The sequence below is a fragment of the Pseudanabaena sp. lw0831 genome (assembly GCF_016584665.1).
Lineage (GTDB): Bacteria > Cyanobacteriota > Cyanobacteriia > Pseudanabaenales > Pseudanabaenaceae > Pseudanabaena.
Genome location: NZ_BBJB01000085.1, coordinates 32,430 through 54,915, shown reverse-complemented (window position 1 = coordinate 54,915; position 22,486 = coordinate 32,430). Strand labels below are relative to the sequence as shown.

The window sequence follows — 22,486 nt, the reverse complement described above, 5'->3', positions numbered from 1 at the left end:
GGAGTAGTATCTATTTATGAACAAGCCCGTAACGTTAATCATTTCAGGTGGACAAACTGGTGCAGATTGGGGTGGTTTGCTGGCGGCAGCGGACTTGGGCATTGCTACGGGTGGGCTTTGCTCCGAAAGGCTACCGTACTGAGTCAGGTGAAAATTTAGAGCTTGCCAAGTTTGGCTTACAGGAATCCGATCGCGTAGATTATGAAGTTCGCACTGTCCAAAATGTCCAAGCTGCTGATGCGACGGTTATTTTTGCCGATCGCCTTCATAGCGATGGTACAAAGCTAACCATTGAGTCTTGCATCAAATATCAAAAGCCTTATCTCATCAATCCCGATGCTCTCACCTTGCATGATTGGCTAATTGAGCAGCAAGTCAAGGTGCTAAATGTGGCGGGTAATCGGGAGTCAGTTGCTGAGGGGATCGGCGATCGCACAAGGCAAGTTGTGAGGGATGCTCTGAGTTTATGTGTTGTAGACGGCAAACTGATTCAAGGGCATCGGGTTGCTTCGGGGCTTTCAGAGGACAGTCCCTATGCTGAAGGTTCAATCTCGATGCAAATTCCCTTCTTCCAAAATCTAGGGTTAGACCTATCGCCCTATTTTCGAGGCACTTTAAATATTGATATCTCACCTTACACTTACACGATCCAGAAGCCCCATTACACTTTTCGACAAGTAGATTGGACAACTAAGCATCCACCTGAAGATTTTTCCTTTGTTTCCTGCCAAGTTCTTTATAAGGGCAATCGCTATGATGGTTGGGTGTATTACCCACATCCTGAAACGAAGCTGCGCCATTTCCAAAATCCATCGGTGCTAGAGGTGATCGCTATGCCTATTGCCGATATTGTTTATGGAGAGTCTTTGCAGTTGCTCATTAATTCACAGGAAATTAGTCTGCATCTGTAAAATTGCTTTCTCTAACCTCTCTACAAAAGCCGAATTGCGATCGCTTTACTCAGATTTCAAACATTTCGCTACTGCATTTAACTCTGCGATCGCTCGAACTCAGCGATCGCGCAAAGCATCGTCAAGTTTGGGATTTTGCAAAGCTACATCTTGGATAGCGGCTAAACACTTAGCGATCGCTTAGAATTTGAGACTCACAGTAATTGCGATCGCCTTTTGGAGATAGATTGTTGATGCGATCGCATTTGACTTAAAGTAGAATCTGCGGTAATTTTTCTTTAAATATCGAAACTAAACCGCAGTTGCGTTATAAACTCTAGTTATGCCGCCTCAAGCTGTATGTGTAGATATTGATGGAGATGCCCTGAGTTTGTCTTGGCTACGTGGAAATCAGCGTCGAGATATTTTTTACTTTGTGGCAAGTCCTTATCGCTGAATAACGGAGATACAGCGGAACTTACATTAGTATTTGTCCCGGTTATTTCTGGTGATAAGTTTTTATCTTTGAAAACCTAGAATGCCTATCTGACAAGACTTTTAGCAACCACCACCTCATTTATCGAGCGGAGTCATGCACATTGAGCTTTAGTCGTGATATACTAGATAGAATGAGACAAAGCTTGTCAGCACAATTCTCAAACGTTTAATCAGGGAAACTTAAGGTGTAATGGAAACTAGAATTCTACGGCTAGCAGAAATGAGTTCGGAAGAGATGTCCTTACTCAAAAGACGGGCAGAGTTGAATATTGAGGGTGCGCTCTCCCTAGCAAGAGAAGTTATTGATCAAATTAAGCTCCGTGGGGATTCGGCTCTTATCGAGTATGTCAGGAAGTTTGATTACTCAGATGCAGAAATTGGAAGCTTGAAAGTTAGTGACCAAGAATTTGAAGAGGCAAGTATCTCAATTGAACCTGAGCTCAGGGATGCAATCCACCATGCATTTGTAAATATTCGAGAAGTTCATCAACGACAGATGCCTAATGAAATCCATCTCGCAGAGATTGAGAGTGGGGTATTTGCAGGTGAAAAGGTTTCTCCTATAGCAAGTGCGGGACTCTATGTTCCAAGAGGCAAGGGATCTTTCCCGTCGGTGATGCTGATGCTCACAATCCCAGCTAAGGTGGCTGGAGTTAGTAAAGTGATTGTGTGTACTCCTCCTGGTAAGGACGGCAAGGTTGAACCTGCATCTCTAGTGGCTGCGCAAATGGCAGGTATAAAAGACATCTATAAACTAGGTGGTATTCAAGCTATTGCAGCAATGGCTTTGGGCACAGAATCTATCCAAAAGATTGATAAGATTACTGGTCCTTGTAATGTTTATGGATCCGCAGCTAAAAGAGTTTTGTTTGGAACGGTTGATGTAGGATTACCAGCTGGACCTAGTGAGTCTATCATTCTTGCTGATGAACATACTGATCCTGAACTGGCGGCTCTTGACTTGCTAGTTGAAGCTGAACATGGCCCTGAGTCCGCCGCATTGCTTGTAACTCATGATGAGTCGGTCGCTTTGAAAGCGGCGGATTTTGTGTCTAAATACGTTCAGAAACTCCCAGAGTGGAGGCGAGAATTTTGCGAAAAGAGTTTATCGTCCTACGGGGGAATCCTGTTGACTTCGAGCTTGGAAGAATCTATCAATTTCGTTAATGAATATGCTCCAGAGCATTTAGAGATCCTAGTCAATGATCCTTTTAGTATTTTAGGAAAGATAAAAAACGCTGGCGAGATTTTATTGGGTGCTTACACACCAATTCCCGTAAGTAATTATTGTTTAGGAGTAAATGCAATTCTACCAACAGGTGGATTTGCTCGTTCTTATTCAGCCGTATCCGTTTTCGATTTCCTTAAGCGTTCAGGAATTGGATATCTTACCAAGGAGGGCTTTGAGAAACTAAAGAAAACAACTCAAATCCTAGCAAACTATGAAGGATTCCCTGCTCATGCGATGTCAATCATAGAACGAGATACTTTGTTGAAGTAACCGATATATTTTCTTTATGATGGAATTAACTGTTGAAATGACCGAATTAACCGCTGAAATTTTACTAAGAAAAGCCGACGAATTACTAGCTGACCAGGGAAATGCTGGAGATGTTATTCATCTATGTCAAGCAGCCGCTGTACTTTACCAAAGTGTTGGCCGGCTAAATCTTACTATTGCTGCCTTAATGAAAATTGGTGTAGGATTACAAGACAACGTTGATTTTTATCAGGAAGTAGTGGAAGCTTACAAAGGAGCCGCTAGCATTTATGAGCACGAAGGAAATAAGGAGGCATATAGTGCTGCTTTGATCAGCGCTGCCATTGTTGCCCAAAAAGCACAGTCCATATCCCTAGCAACCGATCTTTTTCTTAAGGCAGAAGAGGGGTATAAAAACGTGGCTGATGCATATTGGAATCAGAAGAAGTACGAACTGGCTTGGGACAACATGCAGTTAGCCTATAGATGCTTAAAAAGCATACTAATTAATACAGGCACTTTGGAGTGAGTTGCTCATATAAAAAATGCTAGAATTCTGTTAATTATCCCTTTAGTAACTTCAGTGAAAAGATGTCTGATAAAGAGTTGCAGAAAATTCAAGAGCTTCAGTTCACTAATATTCAGATTGCTAATGATCTGCTAAAAAAGTTTTTGAATGCTAACTTACCCTTTAAGGTGACTGGAATACAAATTCGTCCACTTGCTGTTTCCTTAAATTCACTTAACGGCTTTTTAAACACGGAGAGTGGGCAGCGCCTTTTCTTTAAAACACATGTTGAACCTAAAAGTATCATCAGCGAATACTATAATTCTGGGATCTTAGCCGAGTCCGGTTATCCAGTCATCCAACCCATATACAGTTCGACGGAGTGGGGAAAGCAGTTATTGATCTATGAATATATCGATGATCCTTCGTTGTTTGATATTGTTCGTAAGATGGAGCTAGGTGAGACAAATGATATCAATTCTTTAATTTCAATTCAAAAAAAGGCAGATGATGAACTTTTAAATATTTACCTAAAAACATTACGCTATTCTCCTGCAAGTGAAGACAAAGATGCACCTATTCACCAACTTTTTTCTCATCGGCTGACGGCAGGAAGATTTACTAACTTCTATACAGACAAAGAAATTTATCTGCCTGGACATAAAATTAAATTTGAGCAGTTATGCAAATTGAAGTGGGTTATTAATGGAGTGAAGTTTGATGACTCCATTAGTGACTTGGTGCAACAGGCGATCACGGTCTTAGAGCCAGGTAAGATAGATATCCCAACAATCATTGGACATGGTGATGCCCACAACGGAAATATATTTATCGATCAGGTGAATCAGTCACTCATTTACTTTGATCCAGCGTTTGCAGGTCGCCATTCACCTTTTCTAGACTTGGCCAAACCTCTTTTTCATAATGTTTTTGCTGCTTGGATGTATTACCCACAAGAGATCGTAAGTACTTTATTAATCAAGCTAGATATTCAAGAAGACAAGGTTATTTTAGATCATAATTTTACTCCTTCAGCAGTCAGAGTAGAATTTTTGCGCTCTAAACTCCAAAGAGTTCTTACTCCCTTGTTGGGTGAATTGGATGTTCGAGGTTTGTCGTTGAGTAATTGGAGAAAATATTTAAAGCTTGCATTATTTTGTTGTCCTTTCTTAACAAGAAATTTGATAGACCCAGAAATTTTTCCACCTGAAATTACGCTTTTAGGTTTAGCGATGTCTATAGAAATGGGAAGTACCAGTCCGGAAAATAATAAAAGCTTTATTGATTCTGAATTAAATTTAGCTGCTTACACTAAACAATATCTGTAATTTATATGTATGAGAATATCACAACACTAATCTTTGATATGGATGGTGTAATAACAAGTGAAAACAAGTATTGGAATACTGCCCGATTAACTGTTTGGGAAATACTGTCTAGTGACAGTTATATCGGATTGAACAACTATTTTGATGAAGGCGATAGCTTTTTAGATCAGTTAGCTCTACTGGGAAAAAACGTAATTTCTAGTGATTTTATCTATGAGTTGAAAAAGCGTGCGGTGAATTCTAATTGGGATCTTACTTTTTTTGTTTTATCCTTACACTTGATTAGTATTTTGCACAGCCTGAAGGAGAATCAACCAGAATTTTGGAGCACGTTTCTCAACACCAATTCTCTTTCCATTGAGCAACAATTGATACAGTTGAAAGGGCTTTTAAGCAACCAAGCCTATAACTTTAAGGATAGTGATGTTTTGATAGGGCGGTTTTGGCAAGAAACAGAATCTTTGACTGGGACTGCGGTAGTTGAATATCTCCACCCATTTTCCAAAGCGATTTTAAACACAGACATGCATTACCTGAAGCCTAAAGGAGAATTGTGGAAGCTATGCTATCACAACTTTCAAGAATGGTATGAAGGAAAACGGGATTATTCCTTACCTGATGACGACACTGTGGTTACCCTGTCAGGGCTTAAGCAAATGTTTAGTAAATTGTGTGAGTCGAGAAAGTATAGCTTGGGTATTGCAACTGGTAGACCTCGCTCAGAAGTGATTAATCCTATGTTAGCGTTAGGACTGTTGGACTACTTCGAGAAGTCGCGGATTGCGACATATGACGAAGTTCTGCAAGCTGAGGAATTAGCTTCACAGTTGAGCAAACATGTTCTTTTAGCCAAGCCTCATCCATTTGTATTGCTTAAAGCAATTCACCCTGATGAAGATGTCCGAGTCTTATATACCGAGGAATTTCAAAGTCTTGATCGTAGCTATGTTGCCTATATTGGAGATGCTGCAAGTGATGTGGTTGCGGCTAAACGCTCTAATTGTATATCAATAGGGGTACTGACAGGTTGTGTAGATGGAAGGGTGATCGCTAGTCAACAAAAGATGTTAGTAGATAGCGGTTGTAATGTTATTTTGAGCAGTGTGCTTGATTTACCAAATTTGTTGGGGGTTTAAGTACTTGAGTAATCCAATCGATCACCTAATCAATGAGTACATTAGAACCCTTAGTCCCAAAGAGCTTGGAGCAATTAAGGGAAATAACTCAATTCGTTTAGATAAAGGTGAACTGCCATATCCCCCTTCTGCTCATGTGACTAAGGCGATCGCTGATGCTATCAGTACTATTAACCGATATCCAGATGTGCTTGGCGGGACTCTAAGAGAATCATTGGCTCATTATACGGGAGTCAGAAAAGAGCAAATTGTTATTGGAAATGGATCTGATGATTTGATTGAGCTAATTATCAAGATTTTTGTTAAGCCTGGGGAAGAAGTTTTATTACCTGTCCCAACCTTTTTTGTTTATTGGCACGCTACTCAGATGATGGGTGGTAATCCAGTTTTTATTAGTAGAACTGCCGATTTTGGTTTAGATGTTCAAGCTTTACTACAAAAAGTTACGGTGAATACTAAAGTTTTATTTATTGCTAATCCTAATAATCCAACCGCTAATCTAATTCCACGAGATGTAATTTTGTCAGCTCTTAATCATTTAAATTGTATTGTGGTTATTGACGAGTGTTACTATGAATTTTGCAAAGAAACAGCAATAGATCTTATTGAGAAATATCCTAATCTCATTATTCTGAGAAGCCTTTCCAAGAGCTTTGGATTGGCAGGGCTTAGAGTAGGATACGCAATTACAAATGAGGAGATTTCAGACTATTTGTACAGATGTGCTCAGTTGTTTCCAGTAAACAAGTTAGCATTAGCAGGAGCGATCGCGGCGTTAGAAGATAAGTCATATGCCTACTCAAATATTGTAAAAATTTGTCAAGAGCGTACAAGTTTAGCTCATGAACTAACAACTCTTGGATTTAGTGTTTATCCATCTGCTACAAACTTCTTATTTTTGAGTACTAAACCCTTAGGAATTACCTCAGAAAGTTTAGTTTCTGCTCTTAGAAAGAGAAATATTTTTGTACAAGACTTTGGAATGAAACCTGGATTAGATGAATTCTGTCTCAGGGTATCCGTTGGTACACCTGAAGAGAATCACGAATTTATAAGAGTCCTGAGAGAAGAAATACTTGCAATTTCTATCTAAAGACAAAATTCATACTGCTCATGGGAAATTTAGAATATGTAACTCACTGCTGTCTTTTTGGTTTTTTATTCTATTGATTAGATCTTTTTCTTCAGTGTAATTATTATTGATGCAAATTTTTTCAGCTTGCTCCAAATCAAGCTGAGCTTGTTCCCAATTTAATTGGATGAGGTGGTATAGACCTCTCTCTATTAGAGCATCAACGATACAGTAGTTCATATTGCGGTTTTGATCTTGGTAAATATTAATTGCTTTCTCACATGCTTCATTGATTTCCATGCCTGAATCACTTATTATTCCCTGCAAGCTCAATAACCGCTTAGTAGCAGCAATTCCCAAGAGTGCATGGGCTTCCTCTACACATTCTTGATAACTAACTAGAGAGAATACATGTTGGTACTTTGACAGTGCATCATGGTATTTAGAAATCGCTTTTTCTGAAGCAGAAACTTCATATTTACCCTCCATCCTAGAAACTTCTGCCAATCCAAGTACAGCCCATGCCTCGCTTCGTCTGTCACCTATTTGCTGGCAAATTTCTAAGGATAGCTCGTAGTCTTTTTTGGCAGTTTCAAGATACTTTAATGCAGTCTCAAGATTTCTCTTTTCTGCTTCAATTCCTCCTAGTAGTCTATTTGTATCTCCAGTTCCCCATGCAGCATACGCCTCTCCTTCCCTATGTCCTAACTCCTTGAATTGCTGTAGTGCAGCTGAGTACATCTCATAAGATTGTTGGAGAATCCATCGCATTCGTTGTACTTCTCCTAGCCCAAACGTCGCCCAAGCTTCTTCAACAGGTAGATCAAGTTTTTCAAAGGCTACTCTGGCTTCTTCATAGCGTAAGGCAGCTTTCTCTAATTCTCCCCGCAATCGGTAGATTCGAGCAACACCATACGCCGCTCTTGCTACTCCTTTGTCAAATTTAATAACTTCAGCTAGCCCTCTTGATTCCTCATAACTGCGTATAGAATCCTCATGCTTCCCTTGCAAGCGATAGACGTGACCTTGCCCACGTAAAGCACGCACAACCATCGTTTTTTCTTGACCATCTTGTAGTATTTTAATACTCTGCTGATATTTTTCCAAAGCAAAACTATATTCTCCTTTAACTCGTAAAGCCTTGCCTTGAAACAGCCATAAAGCGGCGATTACCTCCTTAAGAGTTGAGTCAGTATTTGTGATCTTATCTGTATTAAACCGTTTTCTAATAATAGATAAGCCTTGCTCACACCATTTTTCTACAAGGGTGTAAAAGCCCTGACCATTATAGAACCTTGCTAAGCCAACGAAAAGCCAATATAATGTATCGTCGAACTGAGTATAATCTATTGACTCAGTAATTTCAGTTAGGTGAGGAATTGTTATGGTTATTGATTGAGTAATCTGACGACTGGGTGTATCGGGAATATGCCTTGCTAAGGTTGCCATTGAATTAGCAATAGATTGCTTAAAGTTGCTAGCCTGAGTAAGGTCTTCTAACTTTTCTCGAAAGAAATCCCGAATTAATTCATGTAGTTTGTAAGTTTCCTCGCCAACATGCTGCAATAGATTCCAAAGCACCAGAGTGTCTCTACTCTCTTCCGTGAGATCATCTGGATCAATTTCCCAATCAGATATTTTTACAACATCCTCCACTAGTGACCAAGGGATAGGGGCTAGGGCAAACAAGCTCAATAGACAGCCTAATTGCTGTGCCTGTTCGTCCAAGTCTTCCCAAGTCAAATCAAAAGCGACTGTCACGCCCAATTTGGCTGTCATCTGGGCTGTCATCTTTTTTGAGCTATCGAAAGCTGGGTGTTTGAGCCGCTTTTTCTCTAGGCGAGACAAAATTTTCGCTAAAGATAAAGCTGAATTTCTTAGCAAATAGCGCCCTACTAGCTCCAACCCCAAAGGTAAGTAGCCTAGCCACCTACAAAGCCTTTTGGCATCATCTAGTTGTTCTTGAATCCGTGTCTCCCCTACTAGAGAAATCAATAAATCTAGAGATGCTTCCTCTGATAGAAGTTCCAAGGCTAATAGAGCAATAGGTGGTTGCAATTGTTTTCTTGTAGTGATTAGAACTTTGAACCGCTTGTGTGAAGGTAAAAAAGGCTGAATTTGCTGATAGTCAACGACATCATCTAAAACAACCAATACTTCTCCATCTAGCCACTCTTGCCAACAGAACCGCACTTGATTAATTAGATCTATATCTTCACGAGGATTGAGCTTCAATAGCCCTTTGGCAAAGTTTACTATTTGAATCCCCACATCCTCTTCATTACGTGCCTGTAACCAGCAAACCCCACCCTGATAGGTTTGTAAATGACACCGAGCATACTGGATCGCAAGCTCAGTTTTACCTACGCCACCCATGCCTGTAATAGCAGCTTTAATTGCTACCTGATTGTGTTCCTCTAGAAGTTGATGCAGATCAAAAAGGGCTTTTTCGCGTCCAACAAACTCTACAACACCACTTTCGGGAATATTCTCAGGAATGCCTTGGTATTTCAATTCTAATAAAAAGTTTTTCCAGCGTGTATCTTTTTGGTGGAACTCTTGCTGTAATTCTACGAGATGAGTCCATTGGGCAATGGCAGCAGATATTGGTACTCCTCTCCCGCCCAGATCGGTGTTGCGATCACGGGTCTTTTTAACAACTCCACACACCATACCAGTGCGCTGATTCAGCAAAGGAGAACCACTTAGCCCAGGACGAACTTGACCTTCTTTAAATTTAAGTAGGGGAGGTTGATCTCCTGTGTTGCCCTCAAATTCAAAGGTGGCTGGATCTCCATTAGGATAATCGTCCGTGTAGCCATAGCTGTACAATGCGTCATTAAGATAAATAACTTCATCAAGATAAACGCAGGGATGGTTGAAAACCTCGGTAGTCAGTCTTAAAAGAGCTAGATCAAGTAGTTTGGTATCTTCTGGCAACCCCTCAACCGCTGTAGCTGTATAATTCTGCCCTTGCCAATAGATGCTAATTGGTTCATCTCTTCTTGTCTCAACTACATGAGCACAAGTAAGAATAGTCCCAGGTGCCACGAAGAATCCAGTTCCATCTTCTTGTGGAGTACTCAAACGAACGGTGCATTGATGTAGCAATTCCAACAACTGTTGATTCATTATACTCAGATCCTGTCAAACTCAAGAATTATATGAGCACCCATTAGTACTTAGGCTGGTGGAATTTGCTTAGGAGTTGGCATATCTCGCTTCTGCCACTCCAAGGTGACTTCCAAATTGGCTTTCCCCGATCCCTTTACGATTAGTGTTGTCAGCTGTCCGGATTCTACTGCTACTTCTAAGCCTAGTTTGACAGTGGCTTTCGTGGGCTGAACTTTTTGCAGTGAATCGGCTATTGCTAGGGCAACTCCATCAAGCACATCAGTCATATCATCAAGCAATAGTATCTTTTTAGCTGAAACATTCTCCTCACCACCAAGAAACCTAGCTTCAATTTTCACTTCCTTGCCGTTAGGGAGCTTAACTCGAACAATCTCTGTACGTTCAAACTTAGACTCCATAAATGCTGATACCAAACGACTATAAAAGCGAGTATTACACAGCCCTAAGCCATGATCGGGAATGAAATAATTCTTTACATTCCAAGGTAGGTTTGCTAAAAATAGTGAGTGCGACGGCGGCATAACAACACGTTGGAGCGGACGAACAGGAGATCTCGGTGGGGATGCAGAGGATACTAGTCGCCGCTCAACTTAGCCGTTAGACTAATTGTTTAATTCCATGGATCGTCGCTTCACTTAAAAATCAAACGAAGTTGATGCGATCGCCTAGAAGTCACAACTTATAGTAATAGCGATCGCCTTTAAGAGATAGATATATTGATGCGATCGCCTAGAAATAACAACTTACAGTAATAGCGATCGCCTAAACACTCAAATCACTAATATAAGCCCCAATTTGTTTAAGTCCCTGCAAAACTTGAACACGTTCCGTTGTGTTTTCGAGTAATCGATAAGTATGAGATCGCGTATATTGAGGGACACTTTGGTGGCGATCGCATTTCAAAAACAATACTTCTCTTCCATTCGTAACCATTCCATAGCAACTTGATTGTAAATTAGGAGCGCTCAACAAATAAGTAAGTGCTTGGGGGATTCCCGCCGTAACGTCTAGCCTTGCGGGCTTTGATTCGATTACCAAAATCCAAAAACTATCTTGGATGACCAAAATATCAATTCGACCTTGAACCGTCATAGCATTAGCTTCGTCCGCAACTTCGATATTGGTACTTACTTCTGCTTTTACCAAAAAAGGAAACTGATAGAAACCAGCCAAATCCAGCAATGGCGATACCACGACAAGCTTAACGATTTCTTCGAGGGGTGGTTCTTCTTGACTGAGATAGGTATAGTTGCGAGTGAGGCGATCTAGCCCTTGTAGTTCCGCTTCGGTTAGAGTCGGTGCATCATTTAACCATTCATCAAAAAAGCGATCGCTAGAGTTGAGTCTCAAGCCAAAGGTTTGACGGAGATTGCCAAGGGTAATGCTACTAGCATTTGTAATCACGGTTAAATCCTTTAAGTAATTACATGAAGTTTAGAAGTCATAGGCGTTGGATCTAGGCGCTAATACCTAATATACGATAAAATCAAGATCGCTGTCTCTACAATAACCAAGTATGGCTGAGATAATTTATGAACTACCGAAATTACATCACGGTTGAACCAAATAAGCGTAGTGGTAAGCCTTGTGTGCGTGGCTTGCGAATTACGGTTTATGAAGTGCTTGAATACCTAGCTTCTGACATGACAGAAGCAGAAATACTCGAAGATTTCCCCGATTTAACACGGGAAGATTTTAAAGCCTGTATCGCATATGCAGCAGACCGCGAGCGCCGTTTTATGACTGCACCAATATCAGCATGAAATTACTTTTTGACGAAAATCTGTCTCCCAAGTTATCGCTCCGCTTGAATGACATTTCCCCAAATTCGCTACATGTTCGAGATAAAGAAACCTAGAAAAACTTTACTTCTGCTGGTTTTATGCCATTAAATGAGGTATTCCAAGAAACCGAGTAACAATTGATATTTTTAAAAACAACGATATCACCTTCTTGATAGGGACTGTCCTTAACATTGGGAAGAGGAACTAGGAACTCGCCTAAGCGATCGCCTTCATTACAAGTAGCACCATAAATGCTTACGGGGACTTGGGTTGCTGAGGTAGAATCTGGGACAATCAGTTGAGGCTGTGACCACCGCAGATGACAGCTTTTGGAAAGGTCGAGAGTCACCATCCAACCACGGCGATCGCATTGTAGCGACTTCACCTTTCCATAGGCAAAACCAATATCCTCAAACAACAATTTCCCAGCCTCAAATATCAAAACAGTAGGCGATCGCACCAAGCGACGAAGTTCTATAAGTAGAGCTTCCAATTGTGAAAACCCAATCTCAGCTAATCCTCCACCTAGATCGATACTCGGAAGTGGAAGTTGAAACCGATCGGCTAAAGCGATCGCTTGACGGGCAAAAGTCAAGATCGTATCTGGGGAATTTTCGTGGATACCGTGATGAATGTGAAAACCGACAAAACGATCTGGTGCTGACAGAGCAAACTTGACTAATTCCGTCAGATCGGATATACCGAAACGACTATAGCTAGAAGATAGGCGATCGCTATCTTCTGTAGTCAAGAGTGAAGAAGAATTGAGCCTAATCCCAAAATCCACCTGTTGAGATTGCAGCTTTTGAGCTTGAGAAATAGTCTCAATATAAATTCTAAAGTTATTTTGTTTAGTAAGAAATAATTGCAGGTCGTAACCATCAAAGGCAGGATCGGTCAAGCTCACCAGTTTATTGGTTAAAGGAGTTAGCAACCCAGCATATTCATTGTAGTTAGAGATATCAAATCCCCATAGTACTTCGCCAGCGATCTGATAAATGAGAGGATGTCTAAAGGCTTTGACAGGCATTAAGAACTTGCCATTATAGCGATCGCCTAACTCTCGTAATTGCTGAAGACGTTCTTTGAGAATTGTCAGATCGAATAGAAGTGCGGGGCCGTCATAGGCATGATCGAGGTGGTGAATAAACTGAGACAGCCGATCTGACATAAAAAATATAAATTGCTAAATTTCTGAATTAGTAGCGCGATCGCCTATATTATTCTTAGTAGTTTAGCAAACCCACAGAGTTTCATTCTATGCCCAGTGTGTTTACTCAAGCCCAATTACAGCATCTTCGGGCAGGCGATCTCGTTACCTATGGAGGCGTACAGTGGGAAGTTGCGGACTACAGTTCCTACGATGACGACAACGGCTATGCTACCGAAGAATGGCTGCTGAAAACCACAAGGGCAAGATCGTACTACCTGTTGCGAGAAGTCGATCCAGAGAATCCCACAACCTTGGTTAACTGGTATTTGTCTGAAGAAATTAGTGGCTCAAGTGTCTCTGGCGAGAGCTTCAGCGATAACTTGCAATTTACAATGTGGCGAGTGATGCGTGAGGGCGAACAACCCTATCCGCATTTACGGGCTTTGGGCAAGGAGTTCTACTTTGAGTCACAAACTGATGGTAAATATAGGAGCGACAAAGGAAAGGCTTCGCGTACTACTTGGGATTATTGGGATCAAGACCATTTATGGAATTTAGCGATCGAGGCTTGGGAAGATCGCGAGATCCATTTCTATTCCACTAAAAAAGTCAACCCCGAAGATTTTTCGGAAGTAAAGACCGATACAAAAAAGGCAAGTTTCACAAGTTCTCGTAAGGGTTTAAGTAAATCAGAGCAGAAAAAAATTCAGATTGTAATGGCTTGGGCTTTAACTATCGGCGGTATTCTTCTGATGATTTTTGGGGGCTGGTAAGTGATGTCTGCTTCATTATTTATTGAACATTGTCCGAACGGTTTAGCTTTCTATATCAATGGCGAATTGCAGTTCCATACGGAAGATGAACAGATTTACCATGAATATTTAGTCGTTCCAGCGATCGCGCTGGCGGTAAAACGATTTTTAGATTTATCCGTTTCTCAAGGTAATGCACCCAATGAGGGGCTGCGGGTCTTAATTTGCGGTGGTGGTGATGGGCTTGCGGCTAGGGATGTATTGCGATTTGCAGAAGTGAGTTCTATTGACTTGGTAGACTTCAATCCTGAAGTAGTAGAACTTGGCAAAACAGTTTTTGCACCCTTTAACCACCATAGTTTGAGCGATCGCAAGGTTAATATTCACATTCAAGATGCCTTTTTGTTTTTGAGCGATCGCATTCAAAATATAGCCAACTCTGGCGATCGCTATCATGTGGTGATCTGCGATTTTACCTATCCCACATCTCCTGAAGAAACCCGCGTACATAGTCAAGAATGGTTTCAACTTGTACGCCAAGTCCTCCATCCGCAAGGGCTGATCGCCGAGAATGCCGTCTCTCCCGATCTCAATACTTCGGGCTTCTGGTGCATGTATCAGACGATTTGGAGTGCAGGGGCGATCGCCAAACCGATGCAGGTTTGCATTCCCTCGTTCCATCAGCATGGTTATGGCAATTGGGGCTTTTTGCTAGCTGCAAACGATCGGGCGATTACCAAAGCCGAACTTACCAACATCCATTTACCCGATGGGTTGCGATCGCTTGATCTCAATTCTCTACTAGCCGCTTTTAGCTTTTCTGATGCGATCGCCGAGCAGCGTTTTGCCGTCAACATCCATAGCCTGAAAGTGCCACAATTGCTTTATTATCTGCTCAATCCCCATCCAAACATGATCGAATCTGCGGATCGGAATATAGACTTTCTCGATCTCGATGACGCGCAGGAAATCAACCGCCTCAGCCAGTCTTGGATGCGATCGCTAGCGATCGATCCCCTAAGGTTAGAGTCTGTAGCCAAGCTGTGGTTAGAGCAAATGCAAAAGTCGCATCCTGACCTTCAGAAACTTTTGCCAGTTCAAAATCCTTACCATACGCCCAGAATGACTGCTTCTTGGTTAGGCTCCGTGCCGCAACTCTTAGAGCAGATTAATTTGCCACGTTTGATTGATCGCATAATTACACGGGGCAAAGATCTGCCACCTCAGGCGATCGCTGATCTCAAGCAGTTATTAACGAAGCTTCAGTCTAGAAGCCAAGAGGAACGCATTGATGAGAGTAGTGATGTAGTTCCTAACCGTATTGGTTCCGAAACATTTCAATTTTCGACTTCAACCAAGTTGTTAATTTCGCTCACAGTCACAATGTTAGTAGCAAATCTGATTGCTCCTGATTCGGTATTTGCCAAAGGCTCCTCTGGCTACGCAAGCGGTGGTGATTCTGAGCTTGGTTGGGGATTTGCGGGGCTGATCATGACGACCATCGGGTTTGTGTGGTTATCTAATTTGTATGCAGATTCGGATTCCAAATAATTTATGAATCTCCATTTAGAATTATTATCCGATCGGGATCGCTATGCTTGGGATAGCATGGTCAAAACCAATCCATATAGCTGTTTCATGCAGTCATGGACTTGGGCAGATTTCAAAGAATTACAAGGCTACAAGACTTGGCGGTATGGATTGTTGTGTGGTCAGGACTCAAATCTAGAACGTACTTCTGAAAACTTAGTTGGGGGTTGTATCTTCTATTTTTATCCACAATTGGGAGGAGCAAACATTTTATTGGCAGCAGGAGGGGCAATGCTCTCACCAGAATGTGCCGCAATGGGAATGCCATTGTTGTTAGAAACTGCCGAACAGTTGGCTTACGAGTATAGTGCTTACTTTAGTACCAGCATTATCGCCTTACGCATTGAGCCGTTATGGGAAAGCAAACCGCACTGGTTACCCGCAGATTTTGTGCGATCGCCTGCCGATCTCATGCCTACGGAAACCCTGTTGATCGATCTGCAACTGACAACCGATCAACTCCTTGCCCAGATGAAACCCAAGGGACGCTATAATCTGCGCCTCAGTTGGCGCTATGGCGTAACTACCGAATTTCGCCAAGACGATGCTGCGATCGCCTTGTTTTACGATCTGTTCTGGGAAACCTCTCAACGGCAAAACTTTTTTGGTGAACCCTTCGGCTTTTTTATTAACCTTTGCCAAACCTTATTTCGGGCAAATATGGCAGAAATTTGCCTAGCCAGATGGCAAGGTGAAGCATTAGTTGCCATTCTCGTAATTTATTGGGGTGATCGCTGTACTTATCTGTATGGCGGACGTAGTGTTAAGCATCCCCATGTGATGGCGAGTTACGCGATGCACTGGGCTGCCATGCAACAAGCCAAAGCCAGAGATTGCAAAGTATATGATTTTTATGGATTCACTAACGAGCCGAACCATGCCTATTTTCAATTTTCGCGGTTTAAGCAACAGTTTGGCGGTGCGATCGCCAAAACCATCGGCGCACATGACTATTTTTTCTACGATCGCTTAGCAGATACAATCATAGGACTACTAGAGAAACTTTAATCTGCCGACACATACGTAGGGTGAGTTAGCGATAGCGTAACGCACCAGATAACCTCAATGGTAAGTTACGCCTCGCTAACTCACCCTACAAGGGATACAATGGCAGCCTTCGGCAGACACAATAGATAAACTGGAGAAGATTGAGTATGGAAAGAATTTGGCAAGAGATAAATCGCATTCCTCTAATAGTAATGGAACTGCTCTTAGGATTTGCGCTATTTTGGCTCGGACAGCTCGCTTACCAAAAGCTATTTCGGCGCATGAATCTCAATCTCCAGCTTTTTGTGCGCGATAATCCTGCTGTGGCGATCGCCCTAGTTGGTTATTACATGGGAATTGCGATCGCGTTGGGTGGAGTGCTTATCCAAACTCGCTCTTCTTGGCAAGATACATTGCTTAACTTAACCAGTTATGGCGCATTCTCCATTTTACTAATGCTTGCTGGAGCTTGGATCTGCGACTTTACGATTTTGCGTCGGTGTGACTGTGCTAGAGAAGTCCGTGAAGAGCATAATGTTGGTGCAGGAAGCGTAGAAGCAGGTTGTCATATTGCCAATGGACTGATACTGAGTAGCGCCCTTGGTGGGGAGGGAGGCAATTTATTTGTGGGTTTAGTTTGTTGGCTATTGGGTTTAGGTGTTTTGGTGTTAGTGAGTATCGTCTATCCTCGGATCGCCGCTTACGATGTCTATGGCGAAATCGCTAAACGCAACAATCCTGCGGCTGGAGTAGCATTTGCAGGTGCGATCATTGGTGTGGCAAATGTTATTCGCAATGCCCTTGTTCCAGAATTTGAGAACTGGACAGTGAGCTTTTCTCTCTACGCGATCGCTTTAGGCGGCGGATTAATCTTATTAGCAGTGATTCGGTGGCTTGCCGATTTGATCCTCGTACCAGGTGTCAAAATATCTGATGAAATTGCTAAGCAAGAAACGCCAAACTTAGGTGTGGGCTTTATCGAAGCATTTACCTATATCGTTAGCTCTTTCTTGGTAGCATGGGCATTTTAGGTTTATTTTGCCTTCCGCTTAAGATATAGCAATGTAAGTTTTGATTTGTCCTATCTATCTCTTGGATTGCTATATTCCTATAAAACAAAATCCTTGTAGAGGCAGGTTTAGCAAATTGTCCATCTGCTTACGAAAACCTATGAAAAGAAAATTAAGGTTTCATTTATGCCCATGTACCTTAACTGATTAACGCTATCTATTTCGTAGGAGATGAATTGATTCGGGCGATTGTTCGGCGAACTCTCGATTAAGAAAGTAGTTTAAAAAGGTGCGAATCAACGCGACGATCGCTAATTTGTAAAGCGCTTCAAATGTGGGAGCGACAGTTGTTGCCAAGATGTCTGCTCCTAGCTGCAACTCTAAGGCTAATTGCAACCACATCCCGAAATATAAGCGCAAATGATTAAATGAGAAAGCATTTTTAGAGATCGCCATGCGTCCTGTTTGCAGTATCCCTAAAATCACGCAGAAAATTGAAATTGCCTCTATACCGAGCTTAGCTAGTTTAGCAATGCTGCTCAGTCCAAGTTCTAAGTGTTCGATCCATTCCATCATCTATTCTCTATTTTAGAGCGGTTAAGTAGGGCTTGCTGAAAAAGCAATTAGGTGGCAGGTACAAGGTAAGGAGAAAACGCAGACTTCCTAGCAGTCAAGATAGGAAATTGCCAAGATTGGCAAGAGATAGCAGAAAAGATAAAAGCCACCTTGTTAAATGGAAGAAAAAGGCATTGTCTGCCCAACATAAACCAAGAAAAAAATAAAAAAGCAAGCTGCTTGAGCAGCGACTCTAGATTCATTACCAAAAAGGTGATAGCGATCGCCGTTTCCGAAGTATTTGCCAACTTGGTCATAACGCGATTTAAGCTGAACCGTCGTTTAGCCTGTCCAAACTTACCTTCAATTTGATTACGAACCTTAGCATCTTCGAGAGTTTGCTTGCGAATAGCCGCCACATCATCGGTTACAGGTCTGCCCAAAGGCGGAGCCGTAATCCGAATACCCAGATTTCGACAATAGGCGCGATTGCTGCGAGTGCGGTAAATCTGGTCAAAGTAAACCGCTTCAGGGTAATGTCCAAAGCGAGATTTAAACAATTCTACTTGATGCTGTAAATCCCCCGATTCATTGAAGTTATCCCAACTGAGATGGTCGAGAAACGCATGACCATCCACACAACTAACTGAGAGTTTAGCGCCAAACTCCACAGGTGTGCCTGACTTACCTCTGACGATTGGACGCACATGAGGTTGAGTAATACTGACGATGCGGTCGTCTATGCGATGACAACCTTGCTCGTACATCAATTGTTGTTGCCGATATACTTCACTGACGACCAGTAAGTTCCGATAGAGATTCTTCTTCAATTCTGATAGCTTTGCTCCTGCGCCAATTAGGGTGTCAATATGGGCAAGATTGCGACGGACATATCCCAACTGTTGGCGTAATGCTTTGCGAATCTTTTTAGAATTGGGTTTGCGTTGTTTGGCAATTTGTAGATAAGCTGTCCTTGCTTCACGGCGATAGGTGCGTGGTTTCTTCGGTAATTGTTCTTTCACTTGTTTGTAAAGAGCATCAATCACAATTTCCGTTTGTTCTCTTGCTTCGTTCAACAGCTTGATGTCAGTGGGATAACGGATGTCAGCTGGCGCGACTGTTGCATCTAGCAGCAATTTTCCTTGGTTTGCTGGTTCTGTTTCTTTCTGTTCCTTTTCTACTTTCTTCTCTTCTTTTTCTGCCTTTTTGTCCTGCTTTTCTTCTTTCTCTTTTTGTCCCGATTCTTTGGGAGGCTTCACAATCCGTTCGTTGATTCTCCCCACGATCTCTAGGTTCAATCGTTTGCGGAAGTGTACCATCATACTTGCTTCAAATGGTGCTTTGTCGCTGTACTCTGATATGCCTAGGAAGTATTGTAAATATGGGTTCTCGCGGATCTGTTCCACTGTCTCTTCGTCGCTTGTTCCTAATTTTTCTTTGATTATCAGCGCCCCAAGTGCCATCCGAAATGACTTTGCTGGCGCTCCTTGTTCTTTGCTAAATTGTTCGGCATATTCACTCTCAAATTGTTCCCATGGTACTAGTTCCGCTAATCTTACCCATCGATTTTCTCCTGACAGTTTCCCGCCAAATGGTAAGTAGAAATTCTCGAATGATAGCTGTCCCGTGGGAGATTGTCGGCACATGAAATTTTATTTGTGCAAGGGTTTTCCTTGCTTTTCCTGCTTTTTCTTGCATTTTATCAGTTTTCGATCTCCTTGGAAACCTTTGCTTGTATGCTTTTCTTGCTTTTTCAGTAAGCCATAAGTAGCTATGCATAAGCAACCTTAAAACCTAAAAGCGCAGGTCACCTGCTACGCGGGCAACCTGCGCTTTGTTTTTTTTTGGTTTTCACTATACTAAGCTACTTAATCTGGCTGTTTGTCAGAATATTCGCTCGATTGTTGGATCAGTTTTGCCACCAGTCCTGTCCATCCTGTTTGATGACTAGCGCCAATTCCTGAACCATTATCGCCATGAAAATATTCATAGAATAATACTAAATCTTTCCAGTTAGCATCAGTATCGAATTTTGATTTTTTACCATTTTGCGAATCATTTACAGGGCGATCGCCACGATCATCCTCAACAAAGATATTGATAAGACGCTGAGATAGCTCTACCGAGACATCCCATAGCGTCATCAAGTTTCCCGAACCAGTAGGATACTCAATTTTGAAGCTATCACCATAGAAATGATGGAACTTCTGTAAGGATTCGATAATGAGGAAATTTACTGGCATCCAAATTGGACCACGCCAGTTAGAATTCCCTCCAAACAAACCGCTCGAAGATTCGGCTGGTTCATAATCAACTCTATATTCACTACCTTTAGCTCTCCAAATATAGGGATGATCCTTATGGAATTTAGAGAGTGCGCGAATGCCAAATTCTCCCAAAAACTCTTTCTCGTCTAGCATTTTGGTTAAAATGCGTTGGAGCTTATCGCGATAGCAGATAGCAAGTAACCGTCTAGCGTCCATCCCGCAGGTTTCCATGCAAGCAACATTTTGAGTTAGCTCAGGATGATGGTTGATAAACCATTGCATTCTATTTTTGAATTCTGGCAATTGATCGAGTACTTCGGGATCTAATGTCTGTACGGCAAAGAGTGGAATCAGTCCAACGAGCGATCGCACTTTTAGTTTTAGTTGATTACCAGAGGGGAGATTGAGAACATCGTAGTAAAAGCCATCTTCTTCATCCCAAAGCTCTGTATGCTTCTCACCGACTTTATTCATAGCATCGGCGATATAGAGAAAATGTTCAAAGAATTTAGTGGCAATATCCTCATAAACATGATTTTCTTTGGCAAGTTCTAAAGCGATCGTTAGCATGTTTAAGCAATACATGCCCATCCAACTAGTACCATCGGCTTGCTCAATATACCCACCCGTAGGAAGTTCCGCACTGCGATCGAACACTCCAATATTATCCAATCCCAAAAAGCCGCCTTCAAAAACATTCTTGCCATCGCGATCTTTGCGATTTACCCACCAAGTGAAGTTTAACAAAAGCTTCTGAAAAACCCGCTCTAAGAATTTGCGATCGCCTTTACCGTGCATCTTCTGCTCGATTTTATAAACTCGATAGGTCGCCCATGCATGAACGGGGGGATTCACATCGCCAAAAGCCCACTCGTAGGCTGGAATTTGCCCATTTGGATGCATAAACCACTCGCGGGTAATTACATCAAGCTGCCGCTTGGCAAAATCTGGGTCAATCATCGCGATCGGAATCGTATGGAAAGCTAAATCCCAAGCAGCAAACCAAGGATATTCCCATTTGTCGGGCATCGAAAGAATATCCTCAGATTCCAAATGGAACCATTGAGCATTTCTCCCCTTGAGGCGATCGCTTGGTGGTGTGGGCGTATTTGGATCGCCTTCTAACCAAGGTTTTATAGAATAGTTGTAATACTGCTTGCTCCATAGCATTCCTGCAAAAGCCTGTCTCTGGACATTTCGCATATCATCCGTCATTTCAAATGGGGAAATTTGCTGATAAAACTCATTGGCTTCGCGCAGTCTCGTTGCCACAATTTCGGCTTCTACTCCCAAAACGAGGACATCAGGGGCAATATCGCTCAATCGCAATCTGACAACTTTAGTCTCACCCGCCGCGATCGCTAGTTCATAATGAGCAGCAGCCTTTGTGCCTTGTTGCTGAGGATTTAGCGATGCTTTACCATTGACAATATAATCATTGATGCCATCCTTTACATACTGAGAGATATTTGCAGTTCCAAATAGCCGCTGATAGTTGGTTTCATTTTCTGTAAATAGTAATTCTTTACTCTCTGGACAATAGAGCCACATTTGCCCTAATTGCTCATGACTTGCCGCAATCATGTCTGAAGAATGAGCCTTAAGTGAGGGTTTCTTGCTATTGTCCCAAACCCAATTATTCCGAAACCACAGAGACGGCAGCAGATGAATCGTCTGTGAGTCAGGCGCATGATTGGTGATACTAATTTGGATTGTAATATCCTGAGGCGAGTTTTTAGCATATTCAACAACCACATCAAAGTAGCGATCGCTATCAAACACCCCTGTATCTAGTAGTTCAAGTTCTCGCTCATTTCGACTGCGATGTTTATTCCCATTTACAAGCTGTTCGTACGGGAAGGCAACTTGAGGATACTTGTATAGATATTTCATGTAGGAATGCGTGGGCGTATTATCTACATAAAAGTAATACTCCTTAACATCTTCGCCATGATTACCTTCGCTGCCAGTTAACCCAAACAATCTTTCTTTAATAATCGGATCGGCTCCATTCCAGAGCGCGATCGCAAAGCAGAGAAACTGATGATCGTCAGAAATGCCAGCAATCCCATCTTCTCCCCATCGATAGGCTCGCGATCGAGATTGATCGTGAGAGAAATAATCCCAAGCGGTTCCCGCAGAGCTATAGTCTTCACGAACAGTTCCCCATTGCCGCTCGCTAAGATAAGATCCCCATTGCTTCCAAGGTTTTCCGTTTCTGGTTTCTACTAATCTAGCTTGCTCTGGATTCATCATATTTCTCTACAGGATTATTTCTGCTTTTGCTAATCAATAGGACTTGCATAAAATCGCGTAAACTTCCAATCATATAAGTAGCTCA

General features: G+C 42.0%; 20 protein-coding genes and 1 pseudogene. 14 read left to right on the top strand and 7 right to left on the bottom strand.

The genetic code is table 11. The annotated features are described in order from the left end of the window. The first annotated feature begins 16 nt into the window (after window positions 1-16). The 8 genes from APA_RS25845 to hisC all read left to right on the top strand — a co-directional run bounded on the left by APA_RS25845 (window position 17) and on the right by hisC (window position 6,933). Window positions 17-142: a YpsA SLOG family protein gene (locus tag APA_RS25845; protein ID WP_374101373.1), complete on the top strand. Its 126-nt coding sequence runs from the start codon at window positions 17-19 to the stop codon at window positions 140-142. Then, entirely contained in the window at window positions 111-911 is an 801-nt protein-coding gene (locus APA_RS18240) for a YpsA SLOG family protein (RefSeq protein WP_374101372.1), read from the top strand. Before APA_RS25845 ends, APA_RS18240 begins: the two co-directional genes overlap by 32 nt. Window positions 912-913: 2 nt before the next feature. After that, a complete protein-coding gene (locus APA_RS18235; RefSeq protein ID WP_201323678.1) occupies window positions 914-1,069 on the top strand; it encodes a hypothetical protein in 156 nt (51 codons plus the stop codon). Between the two features lie 539 nt (window positions 1,070-1,608). Beyond that, window positions 1,609-2,889 (top strand): histidinol dehydrogenase, encoded by a 1,281-nt coding sequence (hisD, locus tag APA_RS18230; RefSeq protein WP_236579829.1) that lies wholly within the window; start codon window positions 1,609-1,611, stop codon window positions 2,887-2,889. Window positions 2,890-2,908: 19 nt separating this feature from the next. Then, window positions 2,909-3,397, top strand: coding sequence for a hypothetical protein (locus tag APA_RS18225; protein ID WP_201323676.1), 489 nt, complete (start codon window positions 2,909-2,911; stop codon window positions 3,395-3,397). 62 nt (window positions 3,398-3,459) lie between these two features. Beyond that, entirely contained in the window at window positions 3,460-4,704 is a 1,245-nt protein-coding gene (locus APA_RS18220; RefSeq protein ID WP_201323675.1) for a hypothetical protein, read from the top strand. Between the two features lie 5 nt (window positions 4,705-4,709). After that, window positions 4,710-5,840 carry an HAD family hydrolase gene (locus APA_RS18215; RefSeq protein ID WP_201323674.1) on the top strand — a complete coding sequence of 377 codons (1,131 nt, stop codon included), beginning with the start codon at window positions 4,710-4,712 and terminating at the stop codon, window positions 5,838-5,840. A 4-nt stretch (window positions 5,841-5,844) separates the two neighbouring features. Further along, entirely contained in the window at window positions 5,845-6,933 is a 1,089-nt protein-coding gene (hisC, locus tag APA_RS18210; RefSeq protein ID WP_201323673.1) for a histidinol-phosphate transaminase, read from the top strand. 18 nt (window positions 6,934-6,951) lie between these two features. On the opposite strand, the gene APA_RS18205 is transcribed toward hisC, so the two are convergent. The 3 genes from APA_RS18205 to APA_RS18195 form a co-directional block, all read right to left on the bottom strand. Then, window positions 6,952-10,044: a tetratricopeptide repeat protein gene (locus APA_RS18205; protein WP_201323672.1), complete on the bottom strand. Its 3,093-nt coding sequence runs from the start codon at window positions 10,042-10,044 to the stop codon at window positions 6,952-6,954. 50 nt (window positions 10,045-10,094) lie between these two features. Beyond that, a complete protein-coding gene (locus tag APA_RS18200) occupies window positions 10,095-10,568 on the bottom strand; it encodes a CU044_2847 family protein (protein ID WP_236579827.1) in 474 nt (157 codons plus the stop codon). 241 nt (window positions 10,569-10,809) lie between these two features. After that, window positions 10,810-11,451 (bottom strand): restriction endonuclease subunit R, encoded by a 642-nt coding sequence (locus APA_RS18195; protein ID WP_201323671.1) that lies wholly within the window; start codon window positions 11,449-11,451, stop codon window positions 10,810-10,812. A gap of 128 nt (window positions 11,452-11,579) precedes the next feature. On the opposite strand from APA_RS18195, the gene APA_RS18190 reads away from it, so the two are divergent. Beyond that, the gene (locus APA_RS18190) at window positions 11,580-11,810 is read left to right on the top strand and encodes a DUF433 domain-containing protein (RefSeq protein ID WP_201323670.1); all 231 of its coding nucleotides are present in this window, start codon (window positions 11,580-11,582) and stop codon (window positions 11,808-11,810) included. After that, window positions 11,807-11,893: pseudogene (locus APA_RS18185) on the top strand (DUF5615 family PIN-like protein); the annotation flags it as partial. The gene APA_RS18190 and the pseudogene APA_RS18185, both read left to right, overlap by 4 nt. A gap of 8 nt (window positions 11,894-11,901) precedes the next feature. Here APA_RS18185 and APA_RS18180 read toward each other — a convergent pair. Continuing rightward, window positions 11,902-13,002, bottom strand: coding sequence for a hypothetical protein (locus APA_RS18180; RefSeq protein WP_201323669.1), 1,101 nt, complete (start codon window positions 13,000-13,002; stop codon window positions 11,902-11,904). 89 nt (window positions 13,003-13,091) lie between these two features. On the opposite strand from APA_RS18180, the gene APA_RS18175 reads away from it, so the two are divergent. The 4 genes from APA_RS18175 (at window position 13,092) to APA_RS18160 (ending at window position 17,344) form a co-directional block, all read left to right on the top strand. After that, window positions 13,092-13,757, top strand: coding sequence for a DUF4178 domain-containing protein (locus APA_RS18175; RefSeq protein ID WP_201323668.1), 666 nt, complete (start codon window positions 13,092-13,094; stop codon window positions 13,755-13,757). A gap of 3 nt (window positions 13,758-13,760) precedes the next feature. Next, the gene (locus tag APA_RS18170) at window positions 13,761-15,287 is read left to right on the top strand and encodes a hypothetical protein (protein WP_201323667.1); all 1,527 of its coding nucleotides are present in this window, start codon (window positions 13,761-13,763) and stop codon (window positions 15,285-15,287) included. A gap of 3 nt (window positions 15,288-15,290) precedes the next feature. Beyond that, window positions 15,291-16,334, top strand: coding sequence for a peptidoglycan bridge formation glycyltransferase FemA/FemB family protein (locus tag APA_RS18165; protein WP_201323666.1), 1,044 nt, complete (start codon window positions 15,291-15,293; stop codon window positions 16,332-16,334). 146 nt (window positions 16,335-16,480) lie between these two features. After that, window positions 16,481-17,344, top strand: a complete 864-nt coding sequence (locus tag APA_RS18160) for a DUF350 domain-containing protein (RefSeq protein WP_201323665.1) — start codon at window positions 16,481-16,483, stop codon at window positions 17,342-17,344. A gap of 192 nt (window positions 17,345-17,536) precedes the next feature. On the opposite strand, the gene APA_RS18155 is transcribed toward APA_RS18160, so the two are convergent. The 3 genes from APA_RS18155 to APA_RS18145 form a co-directional block, all read right to left on the bottom strand. After that, complete coding sequence (locus APA_RS18155) at window positions 17,537-17,896, bottom strand: DUF1622 domain-containing protein (RefSeq protein WP_201323664.1); 360 nt, start codon at window positions 17,894-17,896, stop codon at window positions 17,537-17,539. 50 nt (window positions 17,897-17,946) lie between these two features. Further along, a complete protein-coding gene (locus APA_RS18150; RefSeq protein ID WP_201323663.1) occupies window positions 17,947-19,524 on the bottom strand; it encodes an IS5 family transposase in 1,578 nt (525 codons plus the stop codon). A gap of 222 nt (window positions 19,525-19,746) precedes the next feature. After that, window positions 19,747-22,398, bottom strand: coding sequence for a glucosidase (locus tag APA_RS18145; RefSeq protein ID WP_201323756.1), 2,652 nt, complete (start codon window positions 22,396-22,398; stop codon window positions 19,747-19,749). Window positions 22,399-22,486: the final 88 nt, after the last annotated feature.

What these genes read in the sequence shown, in the direction of transcription:
- APA_RS18155 (WP_201323664.1), bottom strand. Translation starts at nt 17,896, where the DNA reads ATGGAATGGATCGAACACTTAGAACTTGGACTGAGCAGCATTGCTAAA.
- APA_RS18205 (WP_201323672.1), bottom strand. Translation starts at nt 10,044, where the DNA reads ATGAATCAACAGTTGTTGGAATTGCTACATCAATGCACCGTTCGTTTG.
- APA_RS18200 (WP_236579827.1), bottom strand. Translation starts at nt 10,568, where the DNA reads ATGCCGCCGTCGCACTCACTATTTTTAGCAAACCTACCTTGGAATGTA.
- APA_RS25845 (WP_374101373.1), top strand. Translation starts at nt 17, where the DNA reads ATGAACAAGCCCGTAACGTTAATCATTTCAGGTGGACAAACTGGTGCA.
- APA_RS18190 (WP_201323670.1), top strand. Translation starts at nt 11,580, where the DNA reads ATGAACTACCGAAATTACATCACGGTTGAACCAAATAAGCGTAGTGGT.
- hisD (WP_236579829.1), top strand. Translation starts at nt 1,609, where the DNA reads ATGAGTTCGGAAGAGATGTCCTTACTCAAAAGACGGGCAGAGTTGAAT.
- APA_RS18175 (WP_201323668.1), top strand. Translation starts at nt 13,092, where the DNA reads ATGCCCAGTGTGTTTACTCAAGCCCAATTACAGCATCTTCGGGCAGGC.
- APA_RS18145 (WP_201323756.1), bottom strand. Translation starts at nt 22,398, where the DNA reads ATGAATCCAGAGCAAGCTAGATTAGTAGAAACCAGAAACGGAAAACCT.
- APA_RS18170 (WP_201323667.1), top strand. Translation starts at nt 13,761, where the DNA reads ATGTCTGCTTCATTATTTATTGAACATTGTCCGAACGGTTTAGCTTTC.
- APA_RS18215 (WP_201323674.1), top strand. Translation starts at nt 4,710, where the DNA reads ATGTATGAGAATATCACAACACTAATCTTTGATATGGATGGTGTAATA.
- APA_RS18150 (WP_201323663.1), bottom strand. Translation starts at nt 19,524, where the DNA reads ATGTGCCGACAATCTCCCACGGGACAGCTATCATTCGAGAATTTCTAC.
- APA_RS18160 (WP_201323665.1), top strand. Translation starts at nt 16,481, where the DNA reads ATGGAAAGAATTTGGCAAGAGATAAATCGCATTCCTCTAATAGTAATG.
- APA_RS18225 (WP_201323676.1), top strand. Translation starts at nt 2,909, where the DNA reads ATGGAATTAACTGTTGAAATGACCGAATTAACCGCTGAAATTTTACTA.
- APA_RS18220 (WP_201323675.1), top strand. Translation starts at nt 3,460, where the DNA reads ATGTCTGATAAAGAGTTGCAGAAAATTCAAGAGCTTCAGTTCACTAAT.
- APA_RS18165 (WP_201323666.1), top strand. Translation starts at nt 15,291, where the DNA reads ATGAATCTCCATTTAGAATTATTATCCGATCGGGATCGCTATGCTTGG.
- APA_RS18180 (WP_201323669.1), bottom strand. Translation starts at nt 13,002, where the DNA reads ATGTCAGATCGGCTGTCTCAGTTTATTCACCACCTCGATCATGCCTAT.